At 72.2% G+C, this 13,016-nt stretch carries 13 protein-coding genes and 1 rRNA gene; 5 read left to right on the top strand and 9 right to left on the bottom strand.

The features are described from left to right. Window positions 1–124: 124 nt before the first annotated feature. Window positions 125–1,483 carry an FtsX-like permease family protein gene (locus ACF062_RS27055; protein ID WP_392142070.1) on the top strand — a complete coding sequence of 453 codons (1,359 nt, stop codon included), beginning with the start codon at window positions 125–127 and terminating at the stop codon, window positions 1,481–1,483. Between the two features lie 59 nt (window positions 1,484–1,542). On the opposite strand, the gene ACF062_RS27050 is transcribed toward ACF062_RS27055, so the two are convergent. From ACF062_RS27050 to ACF062_RS27040, 3 genes are read right to left on the bottom strand one after another with little or no spacing between them, the layout of a single operon-like run. Then, entirely contained in the window at window positions 1,543–2,448 is a 906-nt protein-coding gene (locus ACF062_RS27050) for an NAD kinase (protein ID WP_223773841.1), read from the bottom strand. Window positions 2,449–2,459: 11 nt separating this feature from the next. After that, the gene (locus ACF062_RS27045; protein WP_392142068.1) at window positions 2,460–3,275 is read right to left on the bottom strand and encodes a TlyA family RNA methyltransferase; all 816 of its coding nucleotides are present in this window, start codon (window positions 3,273–3,275) and stop codon (window positions 2,460–2,462) included. Between the two features lie 7 nt (window positions 3,276–3,282). Continuing rightward, entirely contained in the window at window positions 3,283–3,591 is a 309-nt protein-coding gene (locus ACF062_RS27040; RefSeq protein ID WP_392142066.1) for a hypothetical protein, read from the bottom strand. A gap of 42 nt (window positions 3,592–3,633) precedes the next feature. Here ACF062_RS27040 and ACF062_RS27035 point away from each other — a divergent pair, with 42 nt between their 5' ends. Beyond that, window positions 3,634–3,981 (top strand): alkyl sulfatase C-terminal domain-containing protein, encoded by a 348-nt coding sequence (locus ACF062_RS27035; protein WP_392142064.1) that lies wholly within the window; start codon window positions 3,634–3,636, stop codon window positions 3,979–3,981. Here ACF062_RS27035 and ACF062_RS27030 read toward each other — a convergent pair. The 3 genes from ACF062_RS27030 to ACF062_RS27020 all read right to left on the bottom strand — a co-directional run bounded on the left by ACF062_RS27030 (window position 3,965) and on the right by ACF062_RS27020 (window position 6,934). After that, window positions 3,965–4,786 (bottom strand): ABC transporter ATP-binding protein, encoded by an 822-nt coding sequence (locus ACF062_RS27030; protein WP_392142062.1) that lies wholly within the window; start codon window positions 4,784–4,786, stop codon window positions 3,965–3,967. The genes ACF062_RS27035 and ACF062_RS27030 overlap by 17 nt on opposite strands. 79 nt (window positions 4,787–4,865) lie before the next feature. After that, on the bottom strand, window positions 4,866–5,894 hold the full coding sequence (locus tag ACF062_RS27025) for a FecCD family ABC transporter permease (protein ID WP_392142060.1): 1,029 nt from the start codon (window positions 5,892–5,894) through the stop codon (window positions 4,866–4,868). After that, window positions 5,891–6,934, bottom strand: coding sequence for a FecCD family ABC transporter permease (locus tag ACF062_RS27020; RefSeq protein ID WP_392142058.1), 1,044 nt, complete (start codon window positions 6,932–6,934; stop codon window positions 5,891–5,893). The genes ACF062_RS27025 and ACF062_RS27020 overlap by 4 nt, the downstream gene beginning before the upstream one ends. A gap of 115 nt (window positions 6,935–7,049) precedes the next feature. Between ACF062_RS27020 and ACF062_RS27015 the strand changes: the two genes are divergently transcribed. After that, window positions 7,050–7,883: a siderophore-interacting protein gene (locus tag ACF062_RS27015; RefSeq protein WP_392142056.1), complete on the top strand. Its 834-nt coding sequence runs from the start codon at window positions 7,050–7,052 to the stop codon at window positions 7,881–7,883. A 71-nt stretch (window positions 7,884–7,954) separates the two neighbouring features. Here ACF062_RS27015 and ACF062_RS27010 read toward each other — a convergent pair whose 3' ends face one another. After that, entirely contained in the window at window positions 7,955–9,007 is a 1,053-nt protein-coding gene (locus ACF062_RS27010; protein ID WP_392142054.1) for an HAD-IIA family hydrolase, read from the bottom strand. A gap of 72 nt (window positions 9,008–9,079) precedes the next feature. Here ACF062_RS27010 and ACF062_RS27005 point away from each other — a divergent pair, with 72 nt between their 5' ends. Continuing rightward, on the top strand, window positions 9,080–10,375 hold the full coding sequence (locus tag ACF062_RS27005) for a DUF1015 domain-containing protein (RefSeq protein WP_392142052.1): 1,296 nt from the start codon (window positions 9,080–9,082) through the stop codon (window positions 10,373–10,375). A 100-nt stretch (window positions 10,376–10,475) separates the two neighbouring features. On the opposite strand, the gene ACF062_RS27000 is transcribed toward ACF062_RS27005, so the two are convergent. After that, complete coding sequence (locus tag ACF062_RS27000; protein WP_392142675.1) at window positions 10,476–11,348, bottom strand: hypothetical protein; 873 nt, start codon at window positions 11,346–11,348, stop codon at window positions 10,476–10,478. On the opposite strand from ACF062_RS27000, the gene ACF062_RS26995 reads away from it, so the two are divergent. Then, window positions 11,319–12,581: a hypothetical protein gene (locus ACF062_RS26995; RefSeq protein ID WP_392142703.1), complete on the top strand. Its 1,263-nt coding sequence runs from the start codon at window positions 11,319–11,321 to the stop codon at window positions 12,579–12,581. The genes ACF062_RS27000 and ACF062_RS26995 overlap by 30 nt on opposite strands. Before the next feature lie 118 nt (window positions 12,582–12,699). Here ACF062_RS26995 and rrf read toward each other — a convergent pair. After that, window positions 12,700–12,816 (bottom strand): 5S ribosomal RNA (rrf, locus tag ACF062_RS26990). Window positions 12,817–13,016 lie beyond the last annotated feature (200 nt).

The following is a 13,016-nucleotide window of genomic DNA, read 5'->3' as shown; positions in this document are numbered from 1 at the left end:
CGCTGTCACTCGCGGGAGTGGGCCCCGCGAAGGCGCGCCGCACCCCGGGGTGGGGCTACCCCCAGCAAGATCCACCGGCCCGCCGCATGGTGCCCGCCCCTGCCCCGCCACGACCATGATCCACATGACGACAGGACTGGCACAGGCGGCGCTGCGCGCGCACCGCCCGGCATTCATGGGCACGGCGGTCGCCGCGCTCTTCGCGGCGACCGTGGTGAGCGCGTCGACGATGATGCTCACCACGACGAGCACCGGCAGCACTACCGGGCTCTCCGCCTCGGCGCGCCGGCAGATCGCGGAGAACGGCGTCGGCGACATGGCGGTCGTCTTGTTGATCGGCTCCATCTACATGTCGATATTCGTGGTCGTCTCGACCATGGGCACCGCCGTCGCGCAGCAGCACCGTGAGCTGGCCCTGGTCCGTTCCATCGGTGCCAAGCCCCGCCAGGTCCGCCGCGCGGTGGCCGTGCAGGCCCTCGCCGCTTCCGTCCCCGCCTCCCTCGCCGGCTTCGTGCTCGGCGGCTTCGGCGCCCGCTGGTGGCACGCGGGCATGGTCTCCCACGGGCTGCTGCCCGCCGAGGCCGACTTCCGCTTCAGCTGGCTCGCGCTGCCGGTGTGCGTCGGCGTGGCCGTGGTGACGACGACGCTCGCGGCCCTGCTCTCGGCGCTGCGCTTCTCTCTGCTGCGCCCGGCCCGCGCGCTCTCCGAGGCGGCGACAGGGCGGCGCGGTCTCGGCATGCTGCGGGCGCCGCTCGGGGTGATCGCGGTCGCGGGGGCCTGCGCCGTCTCGGTGCTCCTGTCGAAGCAGCCCGCGGCCGAGGCGAGCGAGGGCGCGTTCCTCGTGCTCATCCTCTTCTGCGTCGGTGCCGGTCTGCTCGGTCCGCGCATCGTCGGCCCGGCGGCCTGGCTGGTCTCGGCGCTGGTCGGCCGGTTCGGCCCGAGCGCCCGGCTCGCGATGCTCAACGTCCGCTCGCAGCCCCGCCGCTTCTCCGCCGCGGTCGTGCCCCTCGTCCTGGTCGTGGGCTTCGGCCTCACCAAGATCGGCATGCACACGACGGCCCAGCACCACACCGGCTCGGCCGGCAGCCCCGGCGAGGTCTGGCTCGACTACGTGGGCACGGGGCTGTACGCGGGCTTCGCCGCCATCGCCGCGGCGAACACCCTCGCCATGATCTCCTTCGAGCGCCGCCGTGACGTGGCGCTGCTGCGGGTGGTGGGCGGTCAGCGCGCCCAGGTACGGGCCATGGCGGCCTGGGAGGCCGTGGTCGTCGCCGGGACCGCGCTGCTGCTCGGCGGCGCGATCGCCCTGGGCACGCTGGCGCCGATCCTCAGCACGGCGTTCGGCGCGGCCCTGCCGTACCTGCCGTGGCCGGTGCCCGCCGGGGTCGCGACGGGCACGCTGCTGCTGACCCTGCTGGCCACCGGGCTCCCGGTGCGCGCCGTCATGCGCGAGCGGGCGATCTCGGTGGTCGCAGGGACATAACGCCCTCACCCGCCCGACGCGTACGACCTGTACGAGGGGTAGCGCCCTCACCCGTACGACTAGTGGGGTGCCCCCCGCCAACCGGCCACCGGCAGCGCGAACTTGGCGACGAGCCGGTCGGTGAACGACGCGTGGTGCAGCCGCGCGAGCCGCACCGGCACCGCGCCCCTGCGCACCTCCACCCGCGCCCCCGCGGGCAGCTCGACGGTCCGCCGCCCGTCGCACCACAGCACCCCGTGCGGCGTGTGCGGCTGGACCTCGACGGCGAGCACGGAGTCGGGCGAGGTCACCAGCGGCTTGGCGAACAGGGCGTGCGCGCTGATCGGCACCATGAGCAGCGCCTCCACCTCCGGCCACACCACGGGCCCGCCCGCCGAGAACGCGTACGCCGTCGAACCGGTCGGCGTCGCGCAGACGATGCCGTCGCAGCCGAAGCCGGTGACCGGCCGCCCGTCGATCTCCAGGACGACTTCGAGCATCCGCTCGGGCGACACCTTCTGGACGGCGGCCTCGTTCAGCGCCCAGTCGCGGTGCACGATGTCGCCGTTGCGGTGCACGATGACGTCGATCGTCATGCGCTCCTCGACCTCGTACGTCTTGGTGACCACGCGGTCGACGACCCGGTCGAGGTCGTCCCGCTCGGCCTCCGCGAGGAAGCCCACGCGCCCGAGGTTGACGCCGAGCATCGGTACCCCGGAGGCCCGCGCGAAGTCGGCGCCGCGCAGCAGCGTCCCGTCGCCGCCGAGCACCACGATCAGCTCGCAGTCGTCGATGCAGTCGGCCGTGGCCTCCTGCACCGACTCGACCTCGGAGGGCAGTGGCAGGTCCGCCGCCTCCGCCTTGAGGACCCGTACGCCGATGCCATGGCGCAGCAGCCCCTGGACGACCAGCTCGGCGCTGCGGATGGCCGCGGGCCGTCCGGTGTGCGCGAGCAGGAAAACGGTACGCGCTCTGGTCTGGGTCACTCGGCTCTCGGTCAACGGGGCCCCTCCGCCACGGCACGGTCAACGTCCGCCGGGTCCAGCTCGTCGGCCCCGGCGCGCAGCCACAGAAAGTACTCGACGTTCCCGGAGGGCCCGGGCAGCGGGCTGGCGGTCACCCCGCGTACCCCGAGGCCGAGCCCCCACGCCTGCCGCGCGACGCCACGCACGGCATCGGCCCGCAGCTCCGCGCTGCGTACCACGCCGCCGCTGCCGAGCCGTTCCTTGCCGACCTCGAACTGCGGCTTGACCATGAGCACCAGGTCCGCGTCGGGGGCCGCGCACCGCACGAGGGCGGGCAGCACCAGGCCGAGCGGGATGAAGGAGAGGTCGCCGACGACGATGTCGACGGGCACGCCGTCGATCGCCTCGGGCGTCAGCTCGCGTACGTTCGTCCGGTCCTTGACGGTGACCCGGTCGTCGCTCTGCAGCGACCAGGCGAGCTGGCCGTACCCTACGTCGACGGCGACGACGTGCGCGGCACCGGCCCGCAGCAGCACGTCCGTGAAGCCGCCGGTGGAGGCGCCCGCGTCGAGCGCGCGCCGCCCCTCGACGACCAGCCCCTGCGGCACGAACGCGGCGAGGGCGCCCGCGAGTTTGTGGCCGCCCCGCGAGACGTAGTCGGGGTCGCTGTCGTCCTGCGAGACCACGATCGGGGCGGCCGTCTCCACCTGGGTCGCGGCCTTGGTCGCGACGGTCTTGCCGACCGAGACGCGGCCGGCGGCGATCAGCTGGCTCGCGTGCTCGCGCGAGCGCGCGAGCTTCCGGCGGACGAGCTCGGCGTCGAGGCGGCGTCGTGCCACTCCTGCCACGTTCGGTTCAGCTCCTGTTGTCAGACGATGCGGGCGCTGTTGCGGGCGCCGGTGGGCCGGGGCGCTGGTCGAGCGCGGTCAGCGCGTCGCGCAGGCCCCGGTGTACATCCTCGTACACCTCGATGTGGCCGTCCGTGGCGAGGTGGTCGGCGTCGCCGAGCCGGGCGAGGCCGGCGTCCACCTCGGCGTTACCGGTGGGCGTGCGCTCGACACCGAGGGGCGCGGGCGCGGCCGGGTCGTACGACGGTTCGTCCGGAACCAGAGGCTCCGGCTTTGCCGCCTCTCCCTCTTCGGGGCCCGCGTGAGAGTCGCTCATGGCACGACGCTACCCCGAAGCGCTGCGGTACCGTCGATCACGATGGCGACCATGGCGGAGTGCCGTACGGCACTCGACAGACTCTCGGACACCCTCGCGTCCGCCGACGGCGACGTGCGCGGCGCCGCCGCCCTGAACCGCTCGCTGAGCTGCCGTCTCACCGACCTCGACGTCACCTTCACCGGCCGGCTCGAGAACGGCCGGATCACGGTGCTCGGCACCCGCCCGGGACCACCCCGCGAGAAGGCCGAGATCCGCCTGGCGATGACCGGCGACGACCTGGTCGCGCTGGTGGACGGCGAGCTCGGCTTCGCGAAGGCCTGGGCCTCGGGCCGGGTCAAGCTGGAGGCGGGCTTCCGGGACCTGTTGAAGCTCAGGTCGCTGCTTTAGCGGCTTGGGTCGAATTGCTGCGCCCCGCCCGGGCCACGGGGATCACCAGCGGCGTCCCGCTCTCCGGATCGTCGATGATCCGGCACTGGATGCCGAACGTCTGCTCCACCAGCTCCGCCGTGACGATGTCGGCGGGCGCGCCCTCGGCGATCACCGCGCCGTCGCGCAGGGCGATGAGGTGGGTGGCGTAGCGGGCGGCGTGGTTCAGGTCGTGCAGGACGGCGACGAGGGTGCGGCCCTGCTTCTCGTGGAGATCGGCGCAGAGGTCAAGGACGTCGAGCTGGTGCTGGATGTCGAGGAACGTCGTCGGCTCGTCGAGCAGCAGCAGCGGCGTCTGCTGGGCGAGCGCCATGGCGATCCACACGCGCTGGCGCTGGCCGCCGGAGAGTTCGTCGACATAGCGATCGGCGAGTTCGCGTACGCCCGTCGCGTCCATCGACTCGTCGACGATCCGCTCGTCCTCCTTCGACCACTGCCGCAGAAGCCCCTGGTGGGGGTAGCGGCCGCGCGCGACCAGGTCGCCGACCGTGATGCCGTCGGGCGCGATGGACGACTGCGGCAGCAGCCCGAGCGTCTTGGCGACCTTCTTCGCGGGCATCGACTGGATGACGCTCCCGTCGAGCAGCACCCGCCCGGCGGCGGGCTTGAGCATCCGGGACAGGGCGCGCAGCAGCGTGGACTTGCCGCAGGCGTTGGGCCCCACGATCACGGTGAAGGAGTTGTCGGGGATCTCGACGGACAGCTTCTCCGCGATGACGCGCTGGTCATAGCCGAGGGTGACGTCGTCGGCGATGAGCCGGTTCACAGCAGCACGCTCCTGGTCGGGGGGTGGTACGAGTTCATGTTCGTGGCGGGGCTTCCCGGCCCGGCGGGCACCCGCGGCCTCATATCCGCCCCGCCTTGCGCTGCGTGACGAGCAGCCACAGCAGATAGCCGCCGCCGAGTACGCCGGTGACCACGCCGACGGGCAACTGGTCGGCGCCGAAGGCCCGCTGTGAGGCGAAGTCCGCGACGATCAGCAGGGCGGCGCCCATGAACATGGCAGGCATGAGGTTCGGGCCGGGCGAGCGCGTGAGGCGCCGGGCCAGCTGCGGCGCGGTGAGCGCCACGAAGCTGACCGGACCCGCGGCGGCGGTGGCGGCCGCGGTGAGCAGCACGGAGGCGGTGAGCAGGACGAGGCGGGTGCGCTCCACGCGTACGCCGAGCGCGTTCGCGACGTCGTCGCCCATCTCCAGCATCCGCAGCGGACGCCCGTACACGAGGACGACTGGCACGAGGACGGCGCAGAGCACGAGCAGCGGCCGGACCTGGTCCCAGTCGCGGCCGTCGAGGGAGCCGGTCATCCAGACGACGGCGCGGGCGGCGTCGACGAAGTCCGCCTTGGTGAGCAGATAGCCGTTGACGGCCGTGATGAACGCGGAGACTCCGATGCCGACCAGGACGAGCCGGTAGCCGTGCACCCCGCGCTTCCAGGCCAGCAGATAGATGGCGAGGCCGGTGACGAGACCGCCGACGAGCGCGCCGCCCGCGACCTCGACCGCGCTGCCCTGGAACAGGACGATCATGGTGAGCGCGCCGGCGGTCGCCCCCTGCCCGAGGCCGAGTACATCGGGACTGCCGAGCGGGTTGCGGGCGATGGACTGGAAGAGTGCGCCGCCGAGTCCGAGGGCCGCGCCCACCAGGAGCCCGACGAGGACCCGTGGCAGCCGCAGTTCGTTGACGATGAACTCCTGCCCGGCGTTGCCGTCGCCGAGCAGGGTGCGCACGACATCGGCGGCCGGGATCTCGAAGTCGCCGGTGCCGATCAGTACGACGCTCGCGGCGAGCGCGGCGACGACCAGCAGGGCGACGACCACGGCCGTGCGGACATCGAGCCGGACGGAGTAGCCGCCCCGGGTGCGTATCGCCTTCACAGCTGGGCCAACTTCCGCCGTCGTACGAGAAGGATGAAGACGGGTGCGCCGATGACGGCGGTCACGATCCCCACCTGGAGTTCCGAGGGCCGCGCCACGATCCGTCCGACGACGTCCGCGCCGAGCAGCAGAACCGGCGACAGGACGGCCGCGTACGGCAGGATCCAGCGCATGTCGGGCCCGGTGAAGGAGCGCACGATGTGCGGCACCATCAGGCCGACGAACACGATCGGCCCGCAGGCGGCGGTCGCGGCCCCGCACAGCAGCGTCGCCGCCGCCATCGACAGCGCGCGCGTACGCGTCAGGTGGGCACCGAGCGCACGGGCGGTGTCGTCACCCATGGCCATGGCGTTCAGCGGCCGGGCGAGGCCGAGCGCGAGCACGGTGCCGACCGCGAGGAAGGGCAGAACCTGCCGGATGGTCTCCATGTTGGCGGAGGCCAGCGAACCGACCGTCCAGAACCGCATCTTGCTGAGCGCGGCACCGTCCATGATCATGACGGCCTGGAGATAGCCGTAGAGCGCGGCGCTGATCGCGGTACCGGCGAGCGCGAGCCGCACCGGCGTCGCGCCGCGCGCACCGCCCAGGAGATAGAGCAGGACACCGACGAGCGACGCCCCGAGGAAGGCGAACCACACATAGCCGCTCAGCGAGGTGACGCCGAAGAAGCTGATGGCGGTGACGACCGCCGACGACGCGCCCAGGTTGATGCCGAGGAGCCCGGGGTCGGCCAGCGGATTGCGGGTGAGCGCCTGGAGGACGGCGCCGGACAGGCCGAGGGCGGCGCCGGCGAGCAGCCCGAGCAGGCTGCGCGCGAGCCGCTCCCCCACGACCACGTCGCCGTACGTCCCCGAGTCGTGGAACAGCCCGTGCCACACCTGGTCCAGGGGCATCGACTTGGCGCCGACCGCGATGCTCGCGAGGAAGACGAGCAGGAGGACGGCCGCCGAGACGAGCAGCCCGACCGTGCGTATCGCAAGGCGTTTCGGGGGCGCGGGAGCGGTCTGCGCGCGAGGTTCTGGGGGACTGTCGACCAACACCGGGTTAGGTTAGCCTACCCTCGCACTGCCCTTGATCCGCCCCCCGGCAGACGCGGTGCGCCCGCCATGGCGACGCGCTCGCCGCCGCCGTCAAGAGGTCGAAGAGGCTCAAGCGATGACCGACTCCCCGTACCAGTACTTCGACGTCCAGGTCCTGCGCGCCGAGCACCTGACGCCCGCCATGATCCGCGTCGCCTTCGGCGGCCCCGGCCTGCGGCGGATGGCGTCCGCCGGCCTGGACCAGCGCATCAAGATCTTCCTGCCGCACCCGGGCCAGGACGAGCCCGTGATGCCTGACACGGACACCGGCGACGCCTCCGAGTGGTACGCCGCGTGGTGCGCCCTCGACCCGGCGGTGCGCGGCATCATGCGTACGTACACGACCCGCGACCTGCGCCGCGACCCCGACGAACTGATCGTCGACTTCGCCGTCCACGGCGCGGCCCCCTCGCCCGCCGACGGCCCCGCCACCAGCTGGGCACGGACCGCGCGGCCCGGCGCCCGCGTCGGCGTCCTCGCCCCGGTCGACGAGGAGAACGCGGCGTACGACTTCCGGCCGCCGCGGGACACCGACTGGCTACTCCTGACCGCCGACGAGTCGGCGCTCCCGGCGGTCGCGGCCATCCTCGAAACCCTCCCGCCCGCCCTGCCGACACGCGTCTGGATCGAGGTCCACGACCTGGCCGACCGCCAGGCCCTGCCCACCGAGGCGGACGCGGAGATCCACTGGCTCACCAGGGAGGGCACCACCCCGGACGCGATCCGCGGCGCCGCGCTCCCCGAGGGCACGCCCTACGCCTGGATCGCCGGCGAGTCCTCGACAGTCAAGGCGGTCCGCCGCCACCTGGTCACCGAGCGGGGCTTCGACCGCGAGCGGGTGTCGTTCTCGGGCTACTGGCGCAAGCACACGACGACGGACGAACTGATCGACCGCGGCGAGAACCCGTGAGCGCTATCCCGTGAGCGGGAGTTGAGCGAGCGGCGGCGGTGCAGGGGCCGAGGCCCTGAGGACGCCCGGCCCTACACCCCGAGCCGCGACAACGCCTTGCCCGCATCGAGCTTGCACACGCCGCCCCCCGCTTCCGTCCAGGCCGCCGCGCACAGCGCCCGCAGCCCGTCCATGACCCCGCCCTCACCGTCCAGCGCCAGCTCACCGCCCCGCACCACGGCGGTCCAGCCGCCGCAGCCGAATCCGCCCTCCACGGGGGCGACCTCGGGCTGCCCGGTGAGCATGCCGCGCAGATCCGCGTCCACGTACGTCGGCCGGTGCTCCGGCCGCGCGGCGACCAGCTGCGCGCCGTCCGTGACACCCGTCAGCACGAGCAGCGAGTCCACCCCGCCGTGGAAGGCGCCCTCGATGTCCGTGTCCAGCCGGTCGCCCACGACCAGCGGCCGCTCGGCCCCCGTCCGCAGGATCGTCTCCCGGTGCATCGGAGGCAGCGGCTTGCCCGCCACGTGCGGCTCGGCGCCCGTAGCGATACGTACGACCTCCACCGCCGCGCCATTGCCCGGCGCGATGCCCCGCGCACTCGGGATCGTCAGGTCGGTGTTCGACGCGAACCACGGCACACCCCGCGCGACCGCGTAACTGGCCTCGGCGAAGCGCCCCCACGCCAGATCCGGCCCGCCGTACCCCTGCACGACCGCCGCCGGATCGTCGTCCGCCGACTCGACCGGCTCAAGGCCCCGCTCCCGCAGCGCGACCCGCAGCCCCTCACCGCCGATCACCAACACCCGCGCGCCCTCGGGCACATGCTCACTCACCAGGCGGGCCACGGCCTGCGCCGAAGTGATCACATCCGACGCGGCCGTCTCGATACCGAGCTCCGTCAGATGCTCCGCCACCGCGTCCGGCGTGCGCAGCGCGTTGTTCGTCACGTACGCGAGGTGCATCCCGCCCTCACGCGCGGTCCCGAGCGACTCGACGGCGTACGCGATGGCGTGACCGCCCGCGTACACCACCCCGTCCAGATCGAGCAGCGCCGTGTCATAGGCCTCACTCAGCGCCCGGCTGCTGCCCTCGGGCCGCGTCCTGGCGCTCCCGCCCGCACCGTGGCCTGCGGTCTGGCTCATTACACATCGCTCCTCGATCGATCCCACTCCCCCGATCATCGCTCATGCCACTGACACACATACGATGCCCCAATGAACACAGCGGGTCACACGGACGCAGCCGGCCTCGACCTGATCCCGTTCCGGGGCGTGCGCTACGTCCCCGAACAGGTCGGCAGTCTGGCCGCGGTGACCTCACCCCCGTACGACGTGGTCGTACGTCCCGACGGTCTGCTCCACCTGGAGTCCGCCGACCCGCACAACATCGTCCGGCTGATCCTGCCGCAGGCCACCACCCCGGCCGCCCGCAACCAGCAGGCGGCGGACACCCTGCACGCCTGGCTCCGCGAAGGCATCCTCGCGCCGGACGCCGAGCCGAGCCTGTACGTCTACGAACAGCGGGACGACGAGATCCTCCAGCGCGGCATCATCGGCGCGCTCCGCCTCTCCAAGGCCGAGGAAGGCGTCGTCCTGCCGCACGAGGACGTCATGCCGCACGTCGTCGAGGACCGCGCCGCCCTCATGCGGGCGACCTCCGCCAACCTGGAACCGCTCCTGCTGACCTACCGCAGCGACAACGACAGCACGAGCGGCGGCGGAGCCTCCGGCGCGATGGCCGTCATCGAACGCACAGCCGAGCGCGCGCCGCTCCTCTCGACGACCACCGAGGACGGCTTCCAGCACCGCCTGTGGTCCGTGACGGACCCGGCGGAGATCGCCGAGATCCAGTCAGATCTGGCCGCCCACCAGGCACTGATCGCGGATGGCCACCACCGCTGGGCGACCAACCTGCGCCTGCGCGCCGAGCACCCCTCGCCGAGCGCCTGGGACTACGGCCTGGTCCTCCTTGTCGACACCGCCCGCTATCCCCTGCGCGTCCGCGCCATCCACCGCTACCTCCACCGGCTGCCGGTGTCCGAGGCCCTCACCGCCCTCGGCGACTCCTTCCGCGTACGCACCGTCGAGGGCTCCCTGGGCGACGCGCTCGACGCCCTGACCGAGGCCGCCGCCAAGAGCAACGCCTTCGTCCTCGCGGGTGACGGCGCCTTCCACCTCGTCGACCGGCCCTCGCCGGACCTGCTCGCCCGTACGATCCCGGGCGGCTATCCCGAGGCCTGGCGCACCCTGGACGCGACGGTCCTGCACGCCACCCTGCTCGACCATGTGTGGCGCATCCCGGATGCCCCGGAACACATCGCGTACATCCACGACACGGCGGCGACCGTCGAGAAGGCCGAGCGCGACGGCGGCACGGCGATACTGATGCACCCGGTACGCGAGGAGGTCGTCCGCGACCTGGCCCGCCAGGGCGTGACGATGCCCCGCAAGTCCACGTCGTTCGGCCCGAAGCCGGCCACGGGCCTGGTCCTGCGCGCCCTCGCCTTCTGACGCACCCACCCCCGTACGCCCCCGTATACGACGAACGGGCGGGACCCCTCCAGGGAGTCCCGCCCGTTTCTCGTACCGCCGATCAGTCCGTGCTCACTGATCAGTGCTTGTCGTCATCCGACTCCGCGTCGTGCGAGCCGGCGGACTCGACCTCGACGCCCTCGGAGTCCTCGACGTCCTCGACGTCCTCGACGTCCTCGGCATCCTTGGTGTATTCGGCGTCCTCGGTGTCCTTGGCGTCCATCACCGCCTCGGCGCGCGCGACCTGCTCGACATCCGCGTCCTCGTCGTCTTCCACCAGAGCGTCGACGAACTCGACACCGTCCATCTCGGCGAGCCGGTCCGACGCGTCGGTGCTGCCGTCCTTGTCGGACTCGACGACCTTCGCGAACCACTCGCGCGCCTCGTCCTCACGTCCGGCCGCGAGGAGCGCGTCGGCGTAGGCGTAGCGCAGCCGCGCGGTCCAGGGCTGCACCGAGTTCGAGGCGAGCTCGGGGCTCTGAAGGGTGACGATGGCGGCGTCGATCTGGTCCATGTCACGACGGGCACCGGCGGCGACGAGCCGCATCTCGACCTGGCTCGCCTTGTCCAGCTTGTGCACCTCGGGCGCACCGGCCATCTCCAGCGCCTTCTCGGGCCGGCCGAGTCCCCGCTCGCAGTCCGCCATGACGGGCCACAGCTCGACGCTGCCCGTCATCCGCCGCGCGGCCCGGAACTCGGCGAGCGCCTCGCTGTACTTCTGGTTCGCGTACGCGGCGAAGCCGGCGGCCTCGCGCACGGCAGCGACCCTGGAGGCCAGCCGCAGGGCGATCCGCGAGTAGGCGTAGGCCTGCTCGGGGTCCTCGTCGAGGAGCTTGGCGACCATCACCAGGTTCCTGGCGACGTCCTCCGCGAGCCCCTTGGGAAGGCTCTGCAGCTCCTGCTGTACGTCCTTGTCGATCTCGTGCCCGGTGACATCGTCCGGGATCGGCAGCCGCTTGATGGGCTCGCGCTCACGGTCCCGGTCGTCACGCCCACCGCGGTACCCACCACGGTCGCCGTCACGCCGGTCGTCACGCCCACGGAAGCCACCGGGGCGCCCGCCGCCACGGCTGTCGTCACGGCGCGGTCCGCCGCGGTCGTCACGCCCGCGGTAACCGCCACCACGGCTGTCGTCCCTACGGAAGCCACCGCGGTCACCACCGCGGTCGTCGCGACGGTCGTCACGCCGATCATCACGCCGGAAGCCACCGCGATCGCCGCCACGGTCATCGCGGCGGTCGCCGGCACGGTCATCGCGGCGGAAGGCGGGCCGGTCACCGTCACGACGGAAACCACCACGGTCATCACGACGGGGTCCGCTGGGCCGGTCGTCACGACGGGGCCCACTGGGGCGCTCGTCACGGCGGTCGTCACGACGGAACGGCGGACGCCCACCACTGTCACGCTCATCACGCCCGCGGAAACCACCACCGCGATTGTCATCACGCCGGAACCCACCACGATCGCCACCGCGATCATCTCGGCGGTCGTCGCGTCGGTCGCCGCCACGGTCGTCACGGCGGAAGGCGGGCCGGTCACCGTCACGACGGAAACCACCGCGGTCATCACGGCGAGGCCCGCTGGGCCGGTCGTCGCGGCGGTCGTCACGACGGGGCCCACTGGGGCGGTCGTCACGACGGAACGGCGGACGCCCACCACTGTCACGCTCATCACGCCCGCGGAAACTACCACCGCGATTGTCATCACGCCGGAACCCACCACGATCACCACCGCGATCATCTCGGCGGTCGTCACGTCGGTCGCCGCCACGGTCGTCACGGCGGAAGGCCGGCCGGTCACCGTCACGACGGAAACCACCACGGTCACGGTCGCCACCGCGCTCATCACGGCGGGGCCCGCTGGGCCGGTCATCGCGGCGGAACGGCGGACGCCCACCCCGGTCACGGTCACCCTCACGGCGATCGTCACGGCGGTCGTCACGGCGGTCGTCCCGCCCACGGAAGCCGCCACCGCGGTTGTCATCGCGACGGAAACCACCGCGGTCGCCGCCGCGGTCACCGCCACGGTCGTTGTCGCGACGGTCATCGCGCCGGAAGCCGCCACGGTCTCCGCCGCGGTCGTTGTCCCGCCGTGGAGCCCCGCGGTATCCGCCCCGGTCGCCACCGTCCCGGCCGCGCTGCTCGCGGTCCGGTCGCTCGTCGGGAGAGTTGGTGGACATCGGTGACTCCTAGTCTTCGGTACCGCAGTCATTCTCGCGCAGCCGGGGTGCCGGCGCGCTTCGACAAAACAAAAGGACCCCTGGTCCCAGCGTGGACGCTGGGACCAGGGGTCCTCCAAAAATTGTTCGGCGGCGTCCTACTCTCCCACAGGGTCCCCCCTGCAGTACCATCGGCGCTTTGAGGCTTAGCTTCCGGGTTCGGAATGTAACCGGGCGTTTCCCTCACGCTATGACCACCGAAACCCTATGAAATATCCCGCTGTAGGGCAGGATCTCAAACAGGGCAGCGAACAAGCACACTCTTCAATTAAATAGTGACGCTGTTCAGCCGACACAACTGTTCGTTGTTTCAGAACCAACACAGTGGACGCGAGCAACTGAGGACAAGCCCTCGGCCTATTAGTACCAGTCACCTCCACCCGTTACCGGGCTTCCAGATCT

It is taken from the genome of Streptomyces sp. NPDC015345 (assembly GCF_043078805.1).
GTDB lineage: Bacteria > Actinomycetota > Actinomycetes > Streptomycetales > Streptomycetaceae > Streptomyces.
Note: the sequence above shows the minus strand (reverse complement) of the source record. Positions and strands in the feature narration are given on the sequence as shown.

Excerpts from the sequence above, each read along its gene's own strand:
- ACF062_RS27010 (WP_392142054.1), bottom strand. The coding sequence starts at position 9,007 with ATGAGCCAGACCGCAGGCCACGGTGCGGGCGGGAGCGCCAGGACGCGG.
- ACF062_RS27035 (WP_392142064.1), top strand. The coding sequence starts at position 3,634 with ATGGCGACCATGGCGGAGTGCCGTACGGCACTCGACAGACTCTCGGAC.
- ACF062_RS27005 (WP_392142052.1), top strand. The coding sequence starts at position 9,080 with ATGAACACAGCGGGTCACACGGACGCAGCCGGCCTCGACCTGATCCCG.
- ACF062_RS27040 (WP_392142066.1), bottom strand. The coding sequence starts at position 3,591 with ATGAGCGACTCTCACGCGGGCCCCGAAGAGGGAGAGGCGGCAAAGCCG.
- ACF062_RS27055 (WP_392142070.1), top strand. The coding sequence starts at position 125 with ATGACGACAGGACTGGCACAGGCGGCGCTGCGCGCGCACCGCCCGGCA.
- ACF062_RS27015 (WP_392142056.1), top strand. The coding sequence starts at position 7,050 with ATGACCGACTCCCCGTACCAGTACTTCGACGTCCAGGTCCTGCGCGCC.